11 protein-coding genes are annotated in these 24,529 nt (G+C 51.2%); 8 read left to right on the forward strand and 3 right to left on the reverse strand.

The genetic code is table 11. The features are described from left to right. Positions 1–163: 163 nt before the first annotated feature. The 3 genes from ACFVU8_RS27770 (at position 164) to ACFVU8_RS27780 (ending at position 17,247) form a co-directional block, all read left to right on the forward strand. The gene (locus ACFVU8_RS27770; RefSeq protein ID WP_387431723.1) at positions 164–14,119 is read left to right on the forward strand and encodes an S-layer homology domain-containing protein; all 13,956 of its coding nucleotides are present in this window, start codon (positions 164–166) and stop codon (positions 14,117–14,119) included. A gap of 172 nt (positions 14,120–14,291) precedes the next feature. Beyond that, complete coding sequence (locus ACFVU8_RS27775) at positions 14,292–16,118, forward strand: sensor histidine kinase (RefSeq protein WP_379467660.1); 1,827 nt, start codon at positions 14,292–14,294, stop codon at positions 16,116–16,118. Then, positions 16,096–17,247 carry a response regulator gene (locus ACFVU8_RS27780; protein WP_387431724.1) on the forward strand — a complete coding sequence of 384 codons (1,152 nt, stop codon included), beginning with the start codon at positions 16,096–16,098 and terminating at the stop codon, positions 17,245–17,247. The genes ACFVU8_RS27775 and ACFVU8_RS27780 overlap by 23 nt, the downstream gene beginning before the upstream one ends. A 17-nt stretch (positions 17,248–17,264) precedes the next feature. Here the strand turns inward: ACFVU8_RS27780 and ACFVU8_RS27785 are convergent, their stop codons facing one another. Both ACFVU8_RS27785 and ACFVU8_RS27790 read right to left on the reverse strand, forming a co-directional pair. Then, positions 17,265–18,089 carry a WYL domain-containing protein gene (locus ACFVU8_RS27785; RefSeq protein ID WP_387431727.1) on the reverse strand — a complete coding sequence of 275 codons (825 nt, stop codon included), beginning with the start codon at positions 18,087–18,089 and terminating at the stop codon, positions 17,265–17,267. Beyond that, positions 18,064–19,389 (reverse strand): helix-turn-helix transcriptional regulator, encoded by a 1,326-nt coding sequence (locus ACFVU8_RS27790; protein ID WP_387431807.1) that lies wholly within the window; start codon positions 19,387–19,389, stop codon positions 18,064–18,066. Before ACFVU8_RS27790 ends, ACFVU8_RS27785 begins: the two co-directional genes overlap by 26 nt. Positions 19,390–19,551: 162 nt before the next feature. On the opposite strand from ACFVU8_RS27790, the gene ACFVU8_RS27795 reads away from it, so the two are divergent. Together ACFVU8_RS27795 and ACFVU8_RS27800 are read left to right on the forward strand one after the other, a co-directional pair. Further along, the gene (locus ACFVU8_RS27795) at positions 19,552–20,331 is read left to right on the forward strand and encodes a nucleotidyltransferase domain-containing protein (RefSeq protein ID WP_387431730.1); all 780 of its coding nucleotides are present in this window, start codon (positions 19,552–19,554) and stop codon (positions 20,329–20,331) included. 7 nt (positions 20,332–20,338) lie between these two features. Continuing rightward, entirely contained in the window at positions 20,339–21,565 is a 1,227-nt protein-coding gene (locus ACFVU8_RS27800) for an RtcB family protein (protein ID WP_387431732.1), read from the forward strand. Between the two features lie 197 nt (positions 21,566–21,762). Here ACFVU8_RS27800 and ACFVU8_RS27805 read toward each other — a convergent pair whose 3' ends face one another. Continuing rightward, the gene (locus tag ACFVU8_RS27805; protein WP_379467676.1) at positions 21,763–22,527 is read right to left on the reverse strand and encodes a class I SAM-dependent methyltransferase; all 765 of its coding nucleotides are present in this window, start codon (positions 22,525–22,527) and stop codon (positions 21,763–21,765) included. A gap of 294 nt (positions 22,528–22,821) precedes the next feature. On the opposite strand from ACFVU8_RS27805, the gene ACFVU8_RS27810 reads away from it, so the two are divergent. The 3 genes from ACFVU8_RS27810 (at position 22,822) to ACFVU8_RS27820 (ending at position 24,390) form a co-directional block, all read left to right on the forward strand. Beyond that, complete coding sequence (locus tag ACFVU8_RS27810; protein ID WP_387431735.1) at positions 22,822–23,505, forward strand: HAD family hydrolase; 684 nt, start codon at positions 22,822–22,824, stop codon at positions 23,503–23,505. A 19-nt stretch (positions 23,506–23,524) separates the two neighbouring features. Beyond that, positions 23,525–23,920 (forward strand): iron chaperone, encoded by a 396-nt coding sequence (locus tag ACFVU8_RS27815; protein ID WP_387431737.1) that lies wholly within the window; start codon positions 23,525–23,527, stop codon positions 23,918–23,920. A 203-nt stretch (positions 23,921–24,123) separates the two neighbouring features. Next, positions 24,124–24,390: a CD3324 family protein gene (locus ACFVU8_RS27820; protein ID WP_066379779.1), complete on the forward strand. Its 267-nt coding sequence runs from the start codon at positions 24,124–24,126 to the stop codon at positions 24,388–24,390. The last annotated feature ends 139 nt before the right edge of the window (positions 24,391–24,529 follow it).

Consider the following 24,529-nt stretch of genomic DNA (forward strand, 5'->3'; position numbering starts at 1 on the left):
ACGCGGTTTTTGTCTCTTTTTTATCTAAATTTTTCATTATTCTTTTATTGACCCTCTGTAGACTTATATATGGAAGCTATGAATTCCGTCTATGAACAAGAAAACCGGGCAAGCCCAATACATGCAGTAGGGCAAGGATTGTTTTATGAAGGGGGAAATCATTTTGGGACAGCATTTTGCGAGAAAATGGAAGATCATTGTGTTCAATTGGCTTTTGATTGTAAGTATGCTCGCGGGGATGCTGGAGCCTGTTATTGGTCTCGGCAGCAAAGCTGAGGCTGCAGGAGCGGTGACTTCAATCCCTGCGGATATCGCGGGCCATTGGGCGCAGCAGCCGCTCAGTGAATGGGTGGATAAAGGGCTCATTAAAGGCTTTGAGGATGGCACCTTTCGTCCGAATGGAATCATCACGCGTGTAGAATTCGTTACGCTGGTGAATCGGTTGTTTGCTTATAAAGGGACAAGCGATGTGGCCTTCAAGGATGTGCCAGCCGATGCCTGGCTTGCTTCTCAGGTCAGTGCAGCTGTGCAGGCTGGCTATTTGAAGGGGTTCCCTGACGGGACCTTCCAGCCGGATAACTCACTGTCCCGTGTGGATGCGGCGGTGATGGTCTCGAAGCTTGTTCCTCTCCTCCTCAAGGAGGGAGAGAATCCGCTTGAGGCGTTCAAGGACAAAGGCAGTGTGCCTGCCTATGGCCGCGATCCGCTAGCCGCCCTGCTGGAGGCGGGCTACATCAAGGGCTTCCCGGACCAAACCGTTGGTCCGGGCAAGCCGCTTACGCGGGCCGAAGCTGTAGCGCTGCTGGACCGCGTGATGAAACCATCGGCGGCGAGTGCCAATGAGGGTGTCGTTCCAGCGGCCAAGACGCTGGAATCAGGAGGCACTTATGGGCCGGTGACAGGCACATTTACGGTCGCCGGGGACCTTACCGTCAATGCGCCGGGCACCACACTGCGTAATTTGGTGATCCAAGGAAACCTGATGATCGGCCAAAAAGTCGGGGAAGGCGATGTCTACCTTGATCATGTGACCGTGCTGGGGAAGACCTCGATCAACGGCGGCGGGGAACATAGTATACATATTGATGATTCTCAGCTCCAGACCATTGTGGTTAACAGGGTGGATGGCCGGATTCGGGTGGTCGTCGGAGGAACGACAGTCATCTCACAGATGGATGTTCAATCGGATACCAGTGTCGAGTCGAACGTGGTATCATCCGGCGGTGGTATAGAAGGGATTACGATTTCTGCCACCGGAGAAGTTACGTTATCCGGGAACTTCACTCTGGTTGAGGTCAAGAGCAATGTGAAGCTGTCCATTAACTCAGGAACGACTAGTCGCATCATTGTCGATGAGGGTGTTCAATCCTCAACGATTATGTTGAACAAAGGCGTAAAGGTAGACAGTATTGAATTCCGCGGCACAGCCAGCGTCAAGGGCGAGGGCGAGATTGTCAAAGCGCTGGTGGATGCGCCGAATGTTGTCTTCGAGACCAAGCCGGGCAGCGTGGAAATAACGGAGCGCGGAAAATCCTCCCCTACACCTTTGCCTAGTGCCGCTGCCGGTGGTAACGGTGGTGGAGGTGGGGGCGGTGGTGGAGGCGGAGGAACAACTCCGCCGACCCCGAGTCCGCCATCCAATACAATGGTGGAAGTAACGGTGACTGTTCCGGCCACAACAGGCTTCCGGCTGAATTTCAGCACTCCCGTTACGAATCTTACGGCTGCGGATTTCTCGCTTAAAGATTCTAAGGGCCGTGCCCTGGAAGTCGGGTTCGTGGGTTCATTAACGGAAGGAAGCTCCTACCGGGTGACAGCTGACTTAAACGAAGGCGAGATTTATTCCGTCGCACTGGCTAAGCCAAGGTACGACTTCGGGGTTCCGGTAACCTTCAGTGTACCGGTCACAACGCCACAAGATATTGCTGTCACGAAGATAGTACAGAACATTAGTACCGCAGGCTTCAGGGTATCGTTCGACAAGCCGGTTACCAGCCTGCAGACCCCGAATTTCTCACTCACACGTACTGGCAACGGTGAGAAAGTCGCGATTGGGGAAGCCACATCGAACAGTGATGGCACGGCCTATGACGTAACTGCCGCCCTGGAAGAGGGCGTCACGTATTCATTGATGGTTACGAAGCCAGGTTATGGCTTTGGACCAGCCGCAACAATTTTTGTGCCCGTTACCGATCCTGGCACGATTTCTGTAACTGCTGAGGTATACGAAATCAGTGAAGATGGCTTTAAAGTATCTTTCAGCCCAGCGGTGGCTGGAGTGGACGCTTCGAACTTGATTCTTTTAAATAAGGCCAATCAACCCGTTGCAATCGGCGGAGCGGCAAGTGCTGACGACGGCAATTCCTATACGGTGGCTGCGGCGTTGACGAAGGGAGAAACCTACAGACTTCTTATCGAGAAGAGCGGCTACAGCTTCGGAGCGGCGTTGGCGTTTGCCGTGCCTGGCGAGGAGACGACGACGGTAACGCCTTTGGCGAAGAACGTCAGAACCTACGGTTTTCTCCTGACGATGGACAAGAAGCTGCCGGAACTCGATGCATTGAACTTCGTTCTGAAGAATGGGCGACAAGAGAACGTAAGCATAGATATGCTCAGTGCGGTGGTCGTCGGTAAGGAATACGAGGTGTGGTCCACACTGGATAAGGCCGACACGTATACCCTCTCACTGGACAAGGAAGGATACGCTTTTACAGAGCCCGTTGTCCTGAAAGTAGAAGCAGAGAAGTTGCTTTCTTCCGTCGGCTGGGTCACGCATAGCGGCTTTGAGATTGTGTTTCAGAACCCTATTTCCGGTCTTGTTGCCGGTGACCTTAAGCTGGAGGATACCCGTGGTCAGTCTGTCAAGGTTGACGGTGTTCAGTTCAGTGCTGACGGCAAGTCAGCGGTTGTATCGGGAGATCTATCTGCAGAAGGGGTTTATCGCTACCGCCTGGATACAGAAGATGCGCGGTACTTCGAAGGAACGGTCAGTGTGCCTGCAATAGTGGAGATCAACAAGCACACGACCTATGAGGGTTTTCCAGGCAGCTATACCGGACTTAAGGTTCATTTCGCCTTGCCGGTGCCGGGCCTAACCGCTGATGCTTTTAAGCTGAAGGATGGAAGCGGCAATCCCATCGCTCTGGATTCCGTTACGAGCGATGATCATGGCAAAAGTTATTTGCTGCAAACGTCACGGATCAACTCGGGTGGCCCTTTCGTACTTGCAGTTACAGCTGCGGGGTACAGTTTCGGTGATCCGGCGACACTAGGAAATGCTACCCTGAACGTCTGGAACGCCGGACGGCAGCCGACACAGTTCATGGCGGGTCTTAACCCGGCTGTGCCAGGCCTGACCAAGGACAATTTCTCTGCGAAGGATGCCGCAGGCAATGAAGTAGCCATTACCAATGTGGCGTGGGACAGCGGTCAACGGATGTACATTGTTACTTTTGCCGGATCAGGGGGGCAGAGCTATACCGTCTCGGTAAAAGTAAACGGATATGACTTCGGGGCTCCGAAAACGATTTGGGTATTTGCCCAGAATAAGATTATTGAGCCTTCTTATACAGGGTTTAGATTAGTACTGGTTCCTCCTGTTCTGATCAATAAGGAGTTTGGATTTAAGCTGACGAAGCCGGACGGCACGCCAGTCGCTATTCAATCGGTCGTGACGGAAGATGAAGGCTCCAGCTACTGGATCTCGGCTAATTTGCAGCCGGACACCTATCAATTGACAGTGGATGCGGAGATGGATAGTAATATTTTCACAGTCAAGGTTCCCGTGCTTGCGACAGTCTCGGTGAACCAGATTGCTAGTAGCGGAGTTAACGTGAAGCTGAATTATGCGCTGGATGGTCTGAACGCCAGCAACTTTGTGCTTGTCAATGCGGTTACGGGTGACCCTGTTGCCATCCAGTCTGTATTGACAGAGGACCAAGGCAGCAATTATCAGTTGGCGGCCAACTTGCCGGGTGGAAAATATAATCTGAAGCTGACCGGTCATTTACCGGCTGCCGGGGTTGATTTTCAGGTGGCGGATACGATTCACGCGGGGGCAACGAAGGTATCCAATATCACGAATGCGGGCTTTGATCTCTCATTTGAGAACCCCGTGCCCGGCCTCCTCCCGTCCCATATCAGCATCAAGGATGCGCAGAATAACAAGGTGAGCGGACTGACGCTATCGACAGTTGATAACGGCGCAACCTATCATGTGCGTGTAGCTCTCGTTAACAACGCGGACTATACGATGACGCTGCACAAGGATTTTATCGTCTTTGATTCACCCGTCACGTTCCACGTCAACCGATTTATCTCGGCCAGTACGGCAGACGTAACGAGTGACGGACATCTGACCTTGAAGTTCACACCTGCTTTCCCGGAGATCGAGAATTACTTGGGCTTGTCGATCACGGATGAAGCCGGCACTGTGTATTATCCCAATCTGTTCGAATCGGCGGACGGCGGCGCGACCTATCAGCTCTATGTGCCGAGCCGGATTCAACCGGGTACAGCTTATCAGATTAAGCTGGACAAGGATGAATTCTCGATGAATCCGGTGACGTTTATCACTCCGCCGGTACTTACCGTTAGCGAGGCGAATGTTTCGGGATTGAAGCTCAGACTGGATACACCTATTCCAGGGCTGGATAAGAAACATTTTATCGTGAAAAACGATGCTGGTGAGACTCTAGCACTGACTTCGGCAGCTACAGACGACGCAGGAGCTACCTACCTGCTTCAGGGTACGCTGGAGAGCGGCAGGCATTATACCGTTCAGTACAAGTCGGATCTACTGTACCAAATCAATGACCCGGTACCCTTTACGATTGTCAAAACAGTCAAGGCAACCATTAGCAGCGTGACAGTCTCCAGCTTCAAGCTTCAATTCAGCTCCAGCGTCCTTGGCTTGACGCCCCAGCAGGTCATTTTGCGTGATCCACAGGGGAATGTGATCCAGGTATTGTCTTCTTTGAAGACTACGGATCAAGGCTTAAGCTATCTGGCTGCACTGGATACTGTCTTGCCAGGCAAAGGCTACACCCTCGATCTGGCAAGAGATGAGTTTAAACTGGATGCTCCTGTAGCCTTTGATATTCCGGTCACGGCCAAGGTCAGTCTTGTGAGCACAGCAGTGAATAAAATCATTGTGTCTGTCACTCCAAGTCTCCCAGGCCTGACCACAGATCATTTCTCGCTGTTTGACAGCAAAGGGAAAAAGATTGCTATCAGAGAAAGCAATCCCGGCAGCGGATTCTACAGCCTCGAAGGCGAATTTAATCCGGCAGAGCTATATACGCTCCAGACGGTCTATCCCGGCTATCTGTTCGGAGCACCGCTGTCTATCGGGTTCAAGCTGTGGGTCGATGGCATCATCCATGCTGCTTCCACGAAGGGCTTCAAATTGGCCTTGGTCCCGTTCGTGCCGAATCTCAGTGCGACTGACATTACAGTCACCGACGAGGCGGGAAATACCGTGGCGGTGCAATCCCTCCAGCCTGTGAGTGCATCTGTTGACTACTACATTGTCAGTGTACCGCTCTCCGGTGGTAAGACTTATCAAGTGACCATAGCCGATAAAGCCCCTTATGCCTTCGGCAAGCTGGACAAGATTAAGCTGAACTCCCGCACGGCCACCGTTGACGGGCTGTCCGTAAAGGGCTTCAAGCTGCATATGTCATTAGCGCTCAGCCTGGGAGGTTCTGAAGTTGTTCTGGTTGACGATCAGGGCCGGGAAGTGGCTATCGATTCGATCGTCAGCCGCAATGCTGGGCTGACTTATGAGATTGAGGCGACTCTCAAGGCAGGCGTGCACTATTCACTGGGGCTGAACAAGCCGGAATATGATTTCGGAGTCAGCATCCCGTTATGGGTGCAGCCAGTCACGGCCACGTTTGAGGGAATGGAGAGAGGCAATAACCATGCCTTTATGCTCCGGTTCGATCATGCGGTACCGGATATGCTGCCAAGCGAATTCAAGCTGCAGCGGGATGGCATTCAAGTTGCCACTGCCTCGAAGGTGTCCACAGAGGACGGGGGCAATACGTATAAAGTGGAGTATGACTTCCGCGGCGCGGCGCAATATACGGTTCTTCCGGTCAAGGACGGTTACGACTTCGGCAAGCCGGTCGTCGTTGAGGTGCCGGTGATCGTAAGCTCCACCGTGCTCCACACGGGAGCTTCGTATATCGATATCGGTCTGAATCCGGTAGTGCCGGGCTTGACCGCAAGTGACTTCACGCTGAAGGATAGCACCGGGCAAGCCTTGGCTGCCACGTCCGTAGTAACGGAGGATGGCGGTGCAACTTACCGGATCAAGTCCTCCTTCATCGGGGGCAAGACGTATACGATTGCGCTAGCCAAGAATGGTTATGATTTTGGTGATGCGGTTTCTGCTGCGCTTCCGAGTGTCATCAAGGGCGAGGTTGGAGACATCGGGGACAAAGAATTTACGATTCTGCTCACCCCTGCTGTCGGAGGCCTCCAGGCCAGCAGCTTCATCCTTCAGAATGCCGGTGGTCAGACCGTGCCGCTTACGTCCGTCAAAGCGTTGAACGGTGGATCAGGTTACACCTTGTCTGCGGCGTTGATGGCAGGAGACAGCTATTCGGTGAAGCTGGCAGCGGGCGGTTATACACTGGACGCTCCGCTTGTCTTGACGATGCCGGTACCGATCGGACTGACCACCGAGAATATCCATAGTGAGGGACTGACGGTCAGGCTCAACCGGGCGGTTCCCGGTCTGAACGGCGGGAATTTCCGATTGGCAGATGCTGAGGGGCAGGCCGTCCCTGTCACTACTGCGACAACGATGGATGGCGGCCTGACCTATACCGTTCGTGCGGCCTTGCAATATGGCGGCACGTACAGTGTGAAGATGACGAAGAACGGCTATGATTTCGGAATAGGATTGCCGTTCACCGTGCTAAAACGTGTTACGAAATCGGTGACGGCGCTGTCCGGGAACGGGTTCGTATTAAGTCTGCAGACGGCCGTTCCTGATTTGAAGACAAGCAATGTGATGTTGAAGGACAGCACAGGAGAGTCTGTGATCATTGATTCCCTGGTAACCGCGGACGGCGGCCTGACCTATGAGGCGGCAGCCAAGCTGACGGAAGGAACAGTGTACACGTTGTCCGTTACCGCACAAGGCTATGATTTTGGCCCGCCGGTTCAGCTGGATGTTAGGGAGATGCCGGTTTTGTCCGCTTCGGACATTACGACCGCGGGATTCAATCTGAATCTTAGCGTGGCGATTCCGAATCTGAGTTACACGAAGGTGTATTTGACCGGGGCGGATCACCAACTGATCAAGCTGGATAGCAGTAAGTTCTATGATCCCAATCAGAACACCGCCAAGGCAGGCAGGACTTATACCGTACGCGTACCTCTAGTGGTTGGGCAGACTTACATTCTGTCCATTAATGATCCAGCGCACCCGACGAAAGGTCCGGTTGAAGTTATTGTGCCGGTTGCGGTCAGCGCTAAAGTGACGAAATCGGACGCAAGTGGAATCACGTTATTGCTTGGTCAGGGAAAACTTGATCTCCAGGCTGCGGATGTTGAAATCCTGTCTGCAGGGGGCGATGCCGTAGCTGTAACAGGCGTCGCTGCCGGTGAAACGGCGGGAATCTACACCATTCAAGCTGCACTTGCGGAAGGCAACACGTACACCCTGCGCTTGAGGAAACAAGGCTACGACTTTGGGCCAGCGGTCAGCGTCTATGTTGCGTATCAGGTGACAGCCAAGTTGATTGGTATTAACGAGAATGGTTTTACTCTCAGCTTGAACATTCCGGTACCGGAGCTTGGCCTAACCCTGCTCGACGCCGGGACGAAGGTTACGATTAGCTCAGCAAGTACGGCCGATTACGGTCAAACGTATCAGGTGAAGGCCAACCTGGCCTACAATAAAGAATTCAAGCTCAAGCTTAGCAAAGCCGGGTATGAATTTGAAAATGAGCTGGTGGTAAATAACATCAGTTCACCGCCGCAACTGGTCAACGCCGTGTCTAACGAAAGTGGCACTCAGGTTATCCTTACGTTCGATAAGCTGCTGGAAAGCGTCATGGCTAGTTCCTCCTTCTCAGTGAAGATTGACGGGCAGTGGCAGAGCATGGTGAATGCTGCGCTAGGGAATGACAAGACGCAGATTATTTTAACCTGGAATGCTTCGGGCCGTGGAATAGGCTCTACTTCAACCGCTTGGGTTGCTTATACCGGTGTGAACAGAGTGAAGGCGGTCAATCAGACGTATCTGGCCACGTTTAACGAGCTGCCGGTGACGAATGTAGCAACCATTCAAGGCTTGGTTATGAGCTATGCTTATAAGAATGATGCGGCCTATCCGGCGAGGGTGCTGCATGAGCAATACGGCAAGACCGCTCTGGAGACTGCACAGCTGCTCAGGGACGGAGGCTTTAAGCCTGCGAATATTTACAAAACGCTGGTTACGGAGTATACGATGAATCGCAGTGATCTTGCTCCAATCCTCTATAAGCTGGATGCTGACGCCATAACTATATTCGAAGCCTATGATTCAATAAGAAGATCTAATAGTGCTTTTGGTTCCGAACTCATTGGCGAATTAATCGGAGCGGGTTATACAGCAGATACGCTCGGCCCTGCACTGCGGAAATTTGGTTATTCCAGCAAGGATCTGACCGGCTACCTGAAGTACTACAAAGTGCCGGCAGGGCAAACCGCAAGCATTCTTCGGACTCATTATAGCGAGACAAGCGGCGGGACTGCTGCATGGCTGCAATTTGCCCGTTATGACAAGAAGGATATCGCCACTGCCGTTCAAGCCGCCTACGGATTAAGCTCATTTGATACGGTGCAGGCCCTTCAAGAAGGTCAGCAAACGGCAAGAGACACGGCTGCTCTTATTAAAGACTTGTATGGTGCGGATGTCATTACGGCGGCTACGTGGCTGTCCCAAAGCGGATATCCCGATCATGAGGTCGCGGGTGCGATTGCGGAATTCTATAATTTTGCAAGTGCAGAAGAAGCGGTTCAGGCCTTCCTGGGCGCAGGCTTCTCCGTGCCGTATCTGTATTCGATGCTTAGAAAAAAATATCCGCAGCCAGAGGGCGCAGTTGCGCTGCTGAATGCGAAGATTACACCAAGAACGGTAGCGGAGGCAGTTAAATCAACTGGTGACGGGGCCGGGGTCATGATCAGCGCACTGGTACGCAAGAATTATGGTGTGAAAGAAATTGCAGGCATCGTCAACGATCTGTGGGTAGCCGCAGGTGTGAGCCTGAGCGACGTAATGGCTCAGTTCGCAGCCAGCGGGTTCGATCTCCCGGCAAGAGCCGCTCTGCTGCGGGAAGAGTTCGGAGCAGACATTGGTACTGCGCTGGGCATTTTATACCCAGATGCACGAAATGCAACGATGAAGTATTTGCTTAAGGCCGGCTACGATCACGTTAGTCTGACCGATTATTATCTCAGACATGTGTATTCCGGCAATCGTTACGAAGTGTTCCGGCAGCTCCGGCTTGCCGGGCAGACAGCGGCCAAATCACTGCAAAGCGTTCATGATGCCGTGATCCAGGCCGGAGAGTCCTTCACTCTGGATGATGCCATGAAGCTTTTCTTCAATGACTATACGAACCGTTATGAGGCAGCCGATGTCTTGGCGGCCATCCGGTCAGTCTTCGCCGGGGATTTACAGGTCAAGCTGGATGTGGAGACCGTCGCCACAGCGATGAGCAACGTACAAATGTGGGACAAGTACGCGATCGGCAAAGCTCTGATCAGTCAGATGGGCGTAACCCTGGAACAATGGGTGGAGCTGGAGCGGACTAGCGCATTCGCCAGATTTGGCTGTGCATGCTCCGTTGCTACTGTAGTCAAGGACGTTCAGTATTTATTCGCAAAAGCTACGCTGCCTGATATCACTGTAGCCATGAGTATGTCCAAGCTGTACACGCTGGACCTTATCATCGAAGGCACGATTAATTTCTACTCGACGCAAGGGATCAGAGCTAAAGGGATGCCGTATCTGCTATCGGCATTGAAGAATGCGGGATACTCCTTCGAAGAAGTGGCTGCCGCCTTCGACAGCAAGGGATGGAATGAGTGGATTATGGCTTTCAGCAGTTATGGCATTGCTGCAAGCGATGTTACCGCCTATCTGAAGAGCACAGGACTGCCAATGGAGCAGGTTGTGGAGCGGCTGGCTCCTTATCCTCTGAAGGACAGGGCGCTTGTACTGCGTGAGGCCTATGGTCTGGATTCCAGCGCAGCCATGCAGGTGCTGCTTCAGCATACACAAGAAGACCAGGAGACCATCGGCAGGGCGCTGGCCTGGGCGTATGGCAGTGATCCCATCACGTTATGGATTCAGACACTCCGGTCGCAAGGGGCATCGGCAACATCCGTGATTAATACTCTGGCTGCACGCTACCGCACGTATTGGGATTCCGAGATGGTCGGTCCCGCACTTGTCCAGGGCGGCTTTAGCCAGGAGGAGGTCATGAAGGGACTGATTGTTCATTCCTCTAACCGCAACAACCTGCAAGGGACGATTGCTTTGCTGCAAAGGCTGTATGGACAGCAGCAGGTCACCATCGCACAGATTCTTAAAGCTTCCGCGATTGAATCGCCTGCTGAAGGAATTACTTTCTTGCAGAAGGGCGGATACAAGCTGGGTGATATTGCCCGCGCTTTGAAGGACTATTACGGACTGGAGGCTGGAAAAGCGACGCAACTGCTCGTCGCAGCCTATCCTAACAGTCAGAATATGATCCTGACAGGCATGGCCAGTGTCTATGGTCAGACCCTGGAGACGACGGTATTTGAAACCTTGCAGGCGCAAGGGATCAGCAATGCCGACGAAGCGATAGACTATCTGCGTAATGCAGGCTTCGGAATCAAAGAAATCTCCGTCGTGGTCAAAGAAAAATTCGGGCTAACCGCGGGCCAAACGGCGGCAGGTTTTCTGAAAAAGCCGGTAGGCGACAAAAATTCCCTGATCACAGCGATTGCTGCTGCCTATAATCTGCCTGTGGAGACGGCCCTTTATAGTCTGCTTCAAGAGCAGGGAGTTACTTCTTTTGCAGAAGCCATCTCCTTCGTATTCCAGACTCACTTTAGTCTGGCTACCAGCATCAAGCTGGCTAAGGCGTATGGTCTATCGGCGGGCGGAGCCTTGCAGGCTCATCTGAATTCTAATCTGTACCGTCAATCGGATGTAGTGGCGGGTGTATCCGATATTTATGGAAGCACACAGCAGTCTAACATCGCGGATTCGCTGAAGGCAGGCGGTATGAACACACTTGACGCTGCTGTGCCGTTCCTGCAGAAGATGCGCTATGACCTGGAGGGCATTGTCCGTGTAGGCAAGGAGCATTATAGCCTGACATCAGGAGAGACCATCGCTGCATTGATGACAGAGGGTTCGTATGACCGGCCTGAAATTGAGGGGGCTGTAACCAAGATATACAATCAGTCACTGGAGCAGACGAAGCTGGAGTCACTGAGCTCACTGGGAATTACCGTCTTCTCTGATGCCCTTCCGAAATTGCAGCAAGCCGGATTCACGTTAACCGATCTCGTGCTGGCAGCCAAAACCTACTATAAGTTAATGGCTGGCGAAACGACGTATACGTTAATGCAAACACAGCAGTATCCGGCAGCAGACATCCTATCTACAGTTGCGCAGGAATACGGCAAGCCGGTTCAGCAAAGTCTGGATGAGCTGCTGAAAGCGAGCGGTATTCCCTCGATTGCTGAGGCTGCACCTTACCTGCGTACCATGGGTTACACTCTGCAGGATGTAATCGAGGTGTCCAAAAATTATTACGGCAACACGTCCAAGGCTACGATAGAGGCACTGATGGCACTTCATTTTGAAGATGGAGATGTTATAGAATGGACGGTCCATCATGCCTACGGGGAGGATTCACAGGAAGCTGTAGGCCGTTCACCGCAAAAGGTGCTGCAGGAAGCTGAGATTACGGAGGAGAAGGCCGCGGTTACTTATCTGTGGGAAGCTGGCTTTTCCCTGATTGAGATTGCAGACATGTTCAAGAACCACTACGGAAAATCGTCCGTGGAAACGGCCGGATTGCTCATTGCAAATGGAACGTTCTCAGCGACGGCAATTCTGAACAGTCTAAATACCGTCTATGGCTCAACGTTTGATGCAGGCTTAATGAATACTTTTAAGACGGCGGGGCTGTTCACGAGTGTGGATACTGCCGCTCTCCAGCTGAGCAATGGCGGTTATCGGTTGACGTATATTGCCGAGATGCTGAAGAAGAGTTACAGCAAGACGAGATCAGAGACAAAGGCTATTCTGACGGCACTGGGTCTATATTCGGCAGCGGCGATCCAATCGGCGGTAGAGCAGGTCTATGACGCAGTTAACACATCGTCAGGTACCCTGCAGGATGTGCTTGATCTCTACGGGATCACGACGGCCGAAGGTGCCACAGCTTTCTTGATCAAGCAGAACGCTCCGATTCAGGATATCCTTCAATATTTGAAGGATGCTTACAACATGGGGGCTGATCAGGCGACAGAAATGCTTGCTCCATCCTACAAAGGTCCGGAACTGGGGCTTGCCGTATTCAAGGTTTACTATAATGATGCCAATGTCGGTTATCTGGCGAAGATCCTTCCGGCAGGCAGCACCTCGTCTCCGGGCAGTGTCGCCAGCTTTATGCGGGGCAAGTTCAAGGATACGGATATCGTGCTGGCTTTGAAGGTGCTCTTCAATCTGGATGAGCTGGGGGTAATGGACGCGGTGTCTACGACAGTGATGACAGCAGAACGCCTCCGTGCAGCCGTTCGTGAGGTGTTCGGAAGTGATCCTTTATTTGCTTATCTGAAGCGGATGAAGGAGCGGGGAGCTAACGCGAACGATGTTGCCGCAGAGCTGGATATCCGGGGATTGCTGGAGCCAGCTCCATCGAGCTACTTGGTCAATACGCTGTTGGCGCTGGGCTACGACAACGCTAGCGTGCTGAAGATGCGGTACAATTATTACAACGATTCCCGCAAGAATGCAGGCACTGAGGAGGAACAAGGCAAGCAACTGGTTCAGCTTGGTGTGGATACACCGGCGGCCATTGTGCAGTACCTAAGAAAGTGGAATCTGCTGCCCTACAAGGTCATCAACATTGTAAAAGCAGGTTTGCCTAATGCTGCCATGACGGATATTGCACTCGCCATGCGTGAACAAGGATACGGCACCCAGGCTGTCATGGGCGGTCTAGATGCGGTAGGCCAACGAGGCGATGATATTGCTGCGATTCTGAGAAAACTGGGATTGTCGGCGGTGGAAGCCTTAAGCTTCCTGAGCAACCGCTCGTCGGATGATCAGCTTCACTGGCTGATCCGCAACGGCTATACACCTGCTGAATATATTAGGTACAGAAATGTCGGGAGCGACAATACCATTGCCATTCTGAAGGCAACGGGCATGTCGGCAGACGATCTGGCGAAGCTGCTCTCCAAGAACCTGAATATGGGCTACTATCCCATTGCCAAATCGCTATACGATGGCGGATTTAACACGATCAAGGAGGTGGCAGCTGCGCTGCTTGCCGCAGGCTGCCGTCCAGGCTGGGTTCCGATGTATCTTCAGGAGATCGCAGGCTGGACGCTCAAGGAAATTGCCAAGGCTATGCTGGAATCGAATCTGATCACGCTCACGGATTTGGTGACGGCGCTTCAGATAGCCAATGGCAACAACTTGAAGTATACGTTCCAGATTATTAAAGAAGTCTCGACCCGTGAGAGACAGGCTTATTATGACGGGCTAAACTCCGCGGAACGCAAGCTGCTGAACAACAATGAGATTGCACTGATTGTGACTGCTTCAGCCTTGCGCCATGCCAACATCAGTCTTTCCAAAATCACGGACCAGCTAAAAAATGACGGTGTATATGAACCGGAGATCGCACTGAAAGTATTGTTCTTATCCGGATTCAATGTGCTGGATGCTACGGATACTGTGTGGGATGCCTATCGTGGTGTGATTGGTGCGATGATTATTTTGGCTATGCTCAAAAAAGCTGGAGGCGCGTATATCGCTGATTTCGGCAGATATTACACGCTGATCTCCAAGGTTACCAAAATCGTATATGAGCTGAGTAAATAACGTTTGTCGCAAAAGTCTTCAGGGAGGCCGATCCGGTTACGGGTCGGTCTTTTTAAAATAAGAGAGGGATTACACGGCTCTTCTCCTTGCGTTTATAATGGAACAAACGGGGACGCAAGCGCCCCTGTTCAATATGTAGATTGCATTCATTTGAAATAAGGGAGACGCAGCCGTGGACACAAGATTATGGATGTCGGTCACACTTTTTTTCGCAGCAGGGCTAATGCTTTTCGTCTCTTTCTTGTCTTACCAAAAACGCCATCTGCCTGTGGCCAAAACGATGATTCTGATTATGCTGTCAGCGGCGTTCTATTCGCTGGGGTACGCCTTTGAGGTGTTGAGCAGGAGTCTGGAGCAAGTGAAGCTGTCGCTTCAAGTCGAATATCTGGGTATCCCTTTCATTTCAACACTCTGGTTCTTTCTCGCCCTCCAATTTACAGGAACGGGATTCCGCTATCGCAAGGTTCTTGCTCTGATCCTGTTCGCTGTCCCCATGACAGTGTTTATCCTTCATCTCACCAATGATTGGCATCACCTGGTATATGAGCGCTATATTCTGAATACAGAGTCTTCCATCCCTCTCTACACCACGGTGAAGGGCCCTTGGTATAAGGTCCACACGGTCTATAATTATTCGGTTGTACTATGCGGTGTTTCGCTGTTTATCCCCATGTACTGGAAGGCTTTGCCGATGGTGCGGAAGCAGATTGTTGTTCTGCTGCTTGGTGCTGTGGCCCCCTTTCTGCTCAATACGTTCTTTTGGTATGGCACGAATGTTGACCTGACGCCGTTCGGATTTGCCATTTCGGGTGTGGCTTTCGTATGGGGCATTCTGCGGTTTAATTTACTGCGGTTAACGCCGCTTGCCCTCGCTAAGGTGTTCGAGACGATCAGAGACGGGGTAGTGCTGCTGGATTATGATGACCGAATTGTCAGTTACAACAGCGCTGCTATAGAAGTGCTACCGGAGCTGGGATCGACGAAGCATTATCCGGTGGAGATGGAGAAGGTGCTGGGGAATAGCCCTGAACTGCTTGAACGTATTCGGGCGGCAGGAGATGGGGAGGAGCGCTTCCCTTTTCAGCGGTTTCATGACAACCGCAACATGTACTATAACTGCAGCGTGTCGCTCATCTACGATTCGGGCCGGATTCTGATTGGCCGGATTCTGATGTTCAATGATATTACAGAGATCAAGGAAAGTGAGGCCCGGCTGCGCGAGAATGCCCGGGAGTTGTCCGAACTTAATGCGTTTAAGGACAAGCTGTTCACGATCATGGCGCATGATATCCGTGATCCGATTGCCCTTCTCGTCAGCCTGACCGAGCTGCTGGATGATGAATTGACGGCTGCCGACTTCGAGAATGCCGAGTTGGTGCGTGAGCTCAAAGGGCAAGTCCAGAGCACCTTTCATCTGGTTGATAATTTACTCGATTGGTATCGCAGCCAAAAAGGCAAGGTAGCCTTTCGTCCCTTAGGCTGGAATTTGCAGCAGGTCGTCCGGCAGGCTTTGCTGCTGGCTGGACCGAAGGCGGATATGAAGCAAATTGAGCTGACGGAGGATATTAACGAGAAGCTGGTGGTCAGGGCAGACAAGGAGATGTTGGATCTCATTCTGCGAAATTTGCTTTCCAACGCAATCAAGTTTACGGGGATCGGCGGCAAGATTGATATCGGAGCTGTGCTGAAGGGTGAGCGGATCATTATCTCTGTCACTGACAACGGAGCCGGAATTGATGAAGAGACTTCCGAACTGCTACGGCTGGAGGAGCCATTCTTAAAGGCCATGTCTGGCGTAGAAGACTCCGGGGACACACGATTTGGATTGGCGCTGACCCGTGAATTTGTCCGCATTCATGGCGGCAGCCTTTGGTTTGAGAGTACAGCAGGCTGCGGAACAACCTTCTCATTCTCCTTGTCAGGCTCGCAGGGTGTGCCGGAGAGGTTCGATAATAGTGATATGGAGGAGGAAGCCTATGAAAGTTATTTTGGTAGATGATGAGCCTACAATGCACTTGATTTTGCGGAAAATGCTGGTCAAGCTGCCCGGCGTTCAGGTCGCAGGCGCTTTTACAGACACACGTGCTGCGACCTCTTTTCTACAGGACAATACCGATGTTGGACTGGCTTTCGTAGATCTCTCTATGCCGGGTGAGAGCGGAATGGAGTTCGCCGCCAGGATGGAAGCTGCATCTTCTCCTGTACAAGTGGTATTTGTGACGTCACACAAGGAATTTGCCCTGGAGGCTTACGAATTGTCTGTGGTAGATTATTTAGTGAAGCCAGTCTCTCAGGAGAGGCTGGAACGGACAGTAAATCGTGTGCTGGCGAACCAGCGGAGCATTCATTCCCCGGCGCAGGTCACTCCTGCTGCTTCTGCTGCTGCCAGCCGGAATATCCTTACGGCGCTGGGGGACGTCTCGGTGAGCAATGAGGCTGGACGGGTCAAATGGACCTCACGGAAGTGCGCGGAACTGTTCGCTTATCTGCTGCTGTACCAGGGCAAGCGAATCCCGCGTTCCAGGCTGGTGAAGGATATTTTTGGCGGGATGCACCAGACGAATGCTGAGAGCTACCTGAATACCACTGTCTATCAATTACGCAAATCGCTGGAACCGCTGGGGATGCGAGAGTCCGTCCGTTCGGAGAATGATGGCTACGCGCTCGAATTAAAAGATACAGTGATTGACTACGTGGAATTTGAACAGCAAGTGAAGAGCTTGCAACGTATGGATACGGAAAATGTAGAGCGGGCGCTGAACATTGAACGAATATATACGGGGGATTTGTTCGGTGACAAAGCCTATGTGTGGGCTATCCATGAGACAGAGCGGTACGCGGAATTATATACCTCGTTTGTAAAAAAGCTTGCCGGAGTACTAATTAAGGCGGGAGATACAGCCACTGCGTCGAAGCTGCTGCTTAAGCTGAACGAGCGTAATCCGCTGGACGAAGCAGTGGTTGGCCAGCTCATGACGATCCGGCAGATGACCGGAGATAAAAAAGGGCTGAACGCCCTTTACACCGATTATGTCCGGCTGCTCACCCGGGAGCTGGGCATCCGCCCGTCCCAGGAATTGATTCATCTGTATGATTCATTGATTAGCCGTTTGGGTGATCGAAAATAAAGTGGCGAAAAATACATTTACGACGATAATTCCTCTTCCGAAGGCAGCACACCGTAGAGCTTCAGCGCTTTGACCGCCGATTCCTGCATCCGCTTCTTAAGGTAATTACCCTTCACGACCCGGACCCGCTTGCCGAGAAAACGGAGCTTGGAGAGCAGATAATCGCTGTCGTTCCCGGTTAGAATAATGCTGACACTGTAGGTGTCTTTATCCGCATTGTATGCAACGTCCTTTTCAAAGCTGGAGAAGGCGTATAGAATGCGAGACAGCTCCCGGTTATAGTCAGGGACGATTTCAATGACAACCTCAAATTTACGTGTGTCGCGCCTCAGGCTGATCTCATGAAGAATACTCTCATACTTGGAGGCAGCTATAGCTTGATGTGATACGCTGACGATCTTGCTCAGCTTGGTGCTCATCAGCGAGTGCCGCCGCAGATGGTACCAGAGCAAATACCACTCCCGTTTGACCATGGAGTACTCCAGTTTGTAAGGCACTCCTGTGAGCCCCTCTTGAACACTGCCGCGTTTGGTTCCGTAAGTCAGTTGGACCGTTTCTTTAGCCATGATATGGCGGCGCAAGGTACGGAGGAGCGGGTGATACACCTGCTTTTCCCTGCTGCGGGCTTTTTGCACCAAGTGGTCAGCTGTATCCATCAGAGGATCAGACTCCAGCAGGGAGACCAGCTTCTCCAGCGTCCCGGCAGTGAACGCATCCTTGGCTGCGGGGTGCTCAAGCATGGTCTTCAGCCAGGCTCTTTCGTGGGAAGTGACCATGAAGGTGCCGTTGTCGTCCAGACGGGAGATGATCTGATAGTTAAAAATTTTCTCGAAAAGGTTCATAGTAGGCCAATATCTCCTTCCATTCAGCGATCATTTCACGGCGTAGCCTCACGGGTTCAAGCACTTCACAGCTGGACCCGAAGCTCCGCAGCCAGGGCTTGATCTCGGTCGTCCCATTCACGGTGATTTCGTAGATAAAAGAATACGGATCTTCGTCCACGATCTGTCCCCACTGTCCTTGCAGCAGCACCCGCTCTCTTACGAAATTCGGTTCAGAATCTCCAGGGCTGTAGAACCTCGCCCGCACCGTGACAGGCAGTCCAGTATCAATCAGCCAGCTATACTTCATTTTCTCGTCAAGCTCGCAGCGCTTGGCCTGGAACGCTTCCTCACTCAGAGGCTGATCCTCAGTCTCCATCCGCGTAATCCCTTCCATACGATACTTGCGAATGCCTTCCCGGCCGCTCGCGAGCAGATACCACCTTCCGTATTGATGGTCATAGACGACCTTCAGCGGGAGTGTCTTTATGGCGGAGCCTTCGCTTTCGCGTTCGAACAATGGATTGGTGTTTTTGGAGCCATAGCTTTTCTCGGACTTTGGTGAGAAGTAGAGAAAGGTGACCCTGTGGCGCTGGCGAATGGCGTTCAAAAGAGTGAACAAGTGGGCTTCGTCCAAGATCCGTGAGTAATAATGATACTTATATAAAAAAGCTTCGATAGCTGGCTGCTCCACCTGATTGCGTAAAAGATGCTTTTTCAGTCCGTCACGCAGCAGATAGCCTTGCACAGAAGGGACCTGGGTGTTCGCCATGACATCCACAAAATCATACAAGTCGATAAGCTCTTCATGGCTTAACTGCTGCACCAAATCGTTATGTACGCGGTAGCGGAAAGGACGGGCGGCCCCTTCTTTGCGGATGACTCCTACCTCTTCCAGGTACTTCAGGTCTGATCGAATCGTCTTCTCATCGGGCTGGGGAACACCTGCGGGCAGGCTGCTACAGCACATATCCAGAAGCTCCATCGCAGTCATCGCCTCTCTATTCATGGCACCCAGCAGGAGAGAGAGGCGCTGGCTTTCGGTTTCTTTTACCGACTTGGCACGAAATAGAAATAACAGCATGGGATCGGTAGAGTCATAGTAGCTGTACTTTAGGGTCTCAGCAAATTCTTTGCCTTGTTCCTCCGGGAGGTGCTGATAGGTAGAGCTCACGATATCCTTGAGCCGGCGGATGGTTTTGTCAAAGGTATGCACGGAAATACCCAGCCGGTCAGCGAATTGCTGTCTGTTGAACGCGCCGCTCGTGAGCGCAAGCATACGCAGGAATTGGATTTCTTTATCAAAGCTTTCCTTGGCCACCTGGATTCCCCGTTTCATGAATGTCTTCCTTTCATTGTAACAGGGCAAGGGTAGGGGCGGAATGGTAAACTGCTCTGTGATCGTAATACTTTTGCCATGTTCGAACTTCCGAAAATAAGCGAAAATGTACATAGTAACGGAGCTGAACAGGAGGAGAGCCTTATGCCGGAGGTTAAATCAATCATAATAGAAGAGTTGAAAAAGATCGAAAGGGAAGAAAACGTCCGTATTCTGTATGCCTGCGAATCAGGCAGCCGGGCCTGGGGATTTCCTTCCAAGGACAGTGATTATGACGTAAGATTTCTATATATCCGGCCGCTGGAATGGTATCTGTCCATTTTTGAGAAGCGGGATGTCATTGAACGGCCAATCAGCAATATGCTGGATATCAACGGCTGGGATTTGAAAAAGGCTCTGAATTTATTCCGCAAATCCAATCCGCCGCTGCTGGAGTGGCTGCAATCCCCGATTGTCTATACGGAGAATGAATCGGTCGTCCGGCAAATCCGCGATATCTCTTCCTTCACGTTCTCCCCAAGATCGTGCATGCACCACTATCTGCATATGGCCAAGGGGAACTATCGTGATTACCTGAAGGGCGATCATGTGAAAATAAAGAAGTATTTCTATGTGCTTCGTCCTGTGCTGGCCTGCGAATGGATCGAGCGTTTCCATACGATGCCGCCTATTGAATTTCCAGTGCTGGTGGAAACCCTGCTACCGGAGGGCAGCTTGCTTAGAGCGGCCGTCGATGATTTGCTGATCCGAAAAAGAGCAGGTGACGAGATGGATTACGAGCCGAGAATTCAGCCTATTAATGAATTTTTGGAGGAAAGAATCAGCTACTACGAACAGACGATATCCGAAGTGGAGACTGCCGGGGGCGGTCAGGATGGGCGGCTCGATGAATTGTTTAGAACAATAGTAACGTTACAGGGGTGAACGAAAGATGGCATATCAGAATATTGACGGTGTACGTGTCTGGGGAAAGCCTGACGAGGGAGCGCTTGCTCAGGCGAGAACCTGCTCGAAGACAGGGAACGTGGTTCAGACGCTGCTTATGGCAGATCATCATAAAGGGTACAGCCAGCCTATTGGCGGTGTCGTTGTCTATGACGGGCAAATCTCGCCATCCGGTGTGGGCTATGATATTGGGTGCGGCAATAAAGCGGTGCGGACGCAGCTATCTGCGGCTGATGTAAAACCTGCGCTGGCCCGGGTCATGAATGATATCGCCCGCCAGATTTCTTTTGGCATGGGCCGTATCAATAACGAGAGATTGGATCATGAGCTGTTCGACGATCCGGACTGGGATGTGTACCGGGCTGTAGGAAAAGCAGAGCATGACAAGCTGAAGACGCTGGCCCGTGATCAGCTCGGAACCGTTGGAAGCGGGAATCATTACGTGGATCTCTTTGAAGACACCGAGACAGGACGGCTGTGGATCGGCAATCATTTTGGCAGCCGGGGCTTCGGGCATAAGACTGCGAGCGGTTTTATCAACCTGGCAGCAGGACGTGAATTCTTAGCCAACGCGCCGGGTGAAAAGATGGATCAGCCGCCGCTCCTGCTGGATTTGAACAGTGAGCTGGGGGATATGTATTATCGTGCGATGAAGCTGGCGGGGCGTTATGCGTACACAGGGCGGGATTATGTAATCCGCAAAGTGCTGTCCATCCTGGGAGCAGAAGCTGATTTTGAAGTGCATAACCATCATAACTACGCCTGGAAGGAAACCCATGACGGGAAAGAGACCGTAGTGGTCCGCAAAGGCGCTACACCGTCTGCGCCGGGGCAGATGGGTTTTATAGGCGGGAGCATGGGCGACATTTCTGTGATCGTTAAAGGGAAGGATACCGCAGAGAATCGGGACGTTTATTATAGCACCGTTCACGGGGCTGGACGGATCATGAGCCGGACACAGGCCGCAGGCAAAATGAACTGGAAGACCCGTACCCGCAGCGGCGGACAAATCTCCAAAGCGCAAATGCTGGACGCGGTGCAGGCATTTAATGTGGAGCTGCGCGGAGCAGGGACGGATGAAAGCCCGTTTGTATACCGGAAGCTCCAGGAAGTATTGGATGCTCACGCAGAGACGATTGAGGTTATGCATGTCTTGAAACCGATCGGAGTGTGTATGGCGGGGGCGGATGAATTCGATCCGTATAAGGATTGAGTATGAGCTTGTAGGGATTGCTGTGAGTAAATGAGGATTAACTATGTGCGTAGTGATTAAGCATGACGTACGAAGATGAAGCATATTGTCCTATAAGGAAGGACCTCAGCTCCCACGATTTCGTGGAGCTTGAGGTCCTCTTTTGCAAACGGATCATCATTCCCGAGGGAACTTTAGAGACTATAGAGTATCAGAGATCAATTAATGGCAGAAATGCGTCTCGCAATGATCATAAACCGCGCTGAATTCGTCAGTATGCCTTGTTCTCTTTGATTCTCTTCAATGAATCGCCCAAGAATCCGAAAATCCTCTTCGTTCTGACCGAAGCCAGGAACAATCGGCGTATGCTTCAACAGAAATATAAGGTCTTCAGCGGTCTGATAATACTCATTAATGTTATATTCGAAGGATTGAACATCCGAAAATCCTGCTTCGCTTAGCTCGGTTAGATATTGCTGCTTGAGGGTGCCAACCGGTGTCTCAGAAGCTTGCCCTCTCCCAAACGCTTCTTTAAGGTTCATCTTATCGGTCTCAGCCACTTGCTGGGTCAGGAATACGCCTTCCCTGGATAGGACACGAGCAACTTCCTTGGCAGAGAAAGGAGAATGTCTGCATGAGATAACGTTAAAGAAAGGTGCCGGAAACTCCAACTGATCAGCATTCATCTCCAGAAAACGGACATTACTTTTGCCGGAGTTGGATAGATTTCTGTTTGCTGTCTCCATCATGCCAGTTGACTGGTCAATGCCGACCAGTAGCGATGCCGATTCAGCTATGGATAAAATGGCTTCCCCGCCACCGGTTCCGATATCCAGCAGGAGGTCGGAGGATTGGCATCTCTTCGTGACTTCACGGTAGAAGTCCCAGGGTGCTTGTTCGGACACGCATTTCACACTGCTGAAATCCCAACCGTTTAATACACCGACTCTATCATAAAAATCCTTGTAATTTACCTTGTTCATTCTTAAATTCCACCTTCCAATGAGAATAAAATAATAAGGAGTCTCCGTTGACTATTGCTCAAGATTGCACTGGGTCAAAAGGGCAGACTTCTCCCTTGACGGCTGGTACGCGTTTTATCCAGCCCGGTAGCTACCTATCTCGAACAATGCGGAAAGACATCCATTTCACCCCAAATTAGAAGATTTTTCAATTATAAAATTCGGCGAATGAGAGATCAAGAGGTAGAATGATTATAGTGGTTTTAGGCGAAGCCGAATGGACCCTAATTTAATTTCAGGGGAGTGATACATCCAATGATACGTGCTGTGCTTTTTGATCTGGACGGAACACTGCTGGACCGGGATTCATCCTTGAAACGATTTGTTGAAATGCAGCATCAACGCTGGGGTCATTGCCTTGGGCATATTCCGAAGGAAGCTTTTATCAACCGATTCGTGGAACTGGATGCACGGGGCTATGTGTGGAAGGATGCAGTCTATCAGCAGCTGATCGATGAGTTTGAGATTCAAGGGACGACTTGGGAAGAATTGCTCGAAGATTATGTGTCTCAGTTTCATCAAGCCTGTGTGTCATTCCCTAATTTGCTCGAGTTGTTAGAGGAGCTACAGCAGCGGGGAATAGAGCTAGGGCTGATAACCAATGGCTTTACCGCGCTGCAAATGAGCAATATCCAAGCCTTGGGCATTGAACGGTATTTCTCGGCCATACTGGTATCAGAACAGGAAGGTCTAAGAAAGCCAGATCACCGAATATTTAAGTTAGCAGCAGAACGGCTGGGCGTAGCGCCCGAAGAGAGTATATACGTAGGGGATCATCCGATGAATGATGTGCAGGCCTCCAGAGAAGCAGGGATGATAGCGATTTGGAAAAAGGACGAGTACTGGGAGTCCCCTGTTGAGGCTGATGCGGTCATTAACGACCTGTCCGAACTCGTAGGAATTCTGGAGCATTTTATCCACTTCGAACTATTGAAGTGAGCTTTGAAAGGAGAATAAGATGGACACGAATGCAGACAAGCCAACTTTTGCGACGATAGATGAGTACATCTCGTTGTTCCCCGCCGAAGTTCAGCAGACCCTCCAGACGTTAAGAGGCGTTATCCTCGACGCTGCACCGGAGGCGGTGGAGAAGATCAGTTATCAGATGCCGACCTTTGCCCAGCAGGGCAATCTGGTACATTTTGCCGCATATAAGAATCATATCGGATTCTATCCGGGAGCCAGTGGAGTTGCGGCCTTTAAGGAGGAGCTGTCAGGGTATAAGGGAGCCAAAGGCTCCGTGCAATTTCCCATCGGCCAACCATTGCCCTATGAACTGATAAGCAGGATTGTAAAATTTAGGGTTGCGGATAATGCAAAACGAGGAGAGAATAAAGGGAGGAAGAAAAAGTAATTATGTTGCAGGTTAAGGAAGGGAGGGGCACCACATGGCTAGATTAGATCAGCGCTCTATGCAGAGTTTATTCTATAAACAACAAGCGGTTGTTTGCATAGAGCCAAATAGAAATAAGTAACCGCTTTTAATGACAGTGTTCATGTTTATAGAATAGACTTTGCTACCTTTAAGATTTCAACATTTAAAGGAGCGGAGCTATTATGAAATATGTAAATGCTGACCTAATCTTCCCGGAAGCCTTGCTGAAGGAAGTACAGAAATATGTCCATGGCGGGATGGTGTACATCCCCAAGCCGGATGGCGTGCGCAAGAAATGGGGCGAGAAATCCGGCAGCCGACAATATCTGGATCATAGAAACGAGAACATTCGTCTAGAATTTTCAACCGGGGTCACGATGGACCAACTGGCCGACCGGTTTTGCCTATCCAGAGATAGTATTAAGAAGATTGTATATGCAAAAAAGTAGTCACATAAAGCCGCATTGGAACTTATTCTGATGTGGCTTTTTGTTGTGTAAAATACAGTTTTTAATCATTTATTGTATATTTCCGGGTGACCCGTCATTGCTATAATGACCAACAGAACAGGGACCGCGTTATCGATCT

This window comes from Paenibacillus sp. NPDC058177 (assembly GCF_042883835.1).
In the GTDB taxonomy this organism is placed as follows: domain Bacteria; phylum Bacillota; class Bacilli; order Paenibacillales; family Paenibacillaceae; genus Paenibacillus_AQ; species Paenibacillus_AQ agri.

What these genes read in the sequence shown, in the direction of transcription:
- ACFVU8_RS27780 (WP_387431724.1), top strand. Translation starts at nt 16,096, where the DNA reads ATGAAAGTTATTTTGGTAGATGATGAGCCTACAATGCACTTGATTTTG.
- ACFVU8_RS27785 (WP_387431727.1), bottom strand. Translation starts at nt 18,089, where the DNA reads ATGAACCTTTTCGAGAAAATTTTTAACTATCAGATCATCTCCCGTCTG.
- ACFVU8_RS27795 (WP_387431730.1), top strand. Translation starts at nt 19,552, where the DNA reads ATGCCGGAGGTTAAATCAATCATAATAGAAGAGTTGAAAAAGATCGAA.
- ACFVU8_RS27800 (WP_387431732.1), top strand. Translation starts at nt 20,339, where the DNA reads ATGGCATATCAGAATATTGACGGTGTACGTGTCTGGGGAAAGCCTGAC.
- ACFVU8_RS27805 (WP_379467676.1), bottom strand. Translation starts at nt 22,527, where the DNA reads ATGAACAAGGTAAATTACAAGGATTTTTATGATAGAGTCGGTGTATTA.
- ACFVU8_RS27810 (WP_387431735.1), top strand. Translation starts at nt 22,822, where the DNA reads ATGATACGTGCTGTGCTTTTTGATCTGGACGGAACACTGCTGGACCGG.
- ACFVU8_RS27815 (WP_387431737.1), top strand. Translation starts at nt 23,525, where the DNA reads ATGGACACGAATGCAGACAAGCCAACTTTTGCGACGATAGATGAGTAC.
- ACFVU8_RS27820 (WP_066379779.1), top strand. Translation starts at nt 24,124, where the DNA reads ATGAAATATGTAAATGCTGACCTAATCTTCCCGGAAGCCTTGCTGAAG.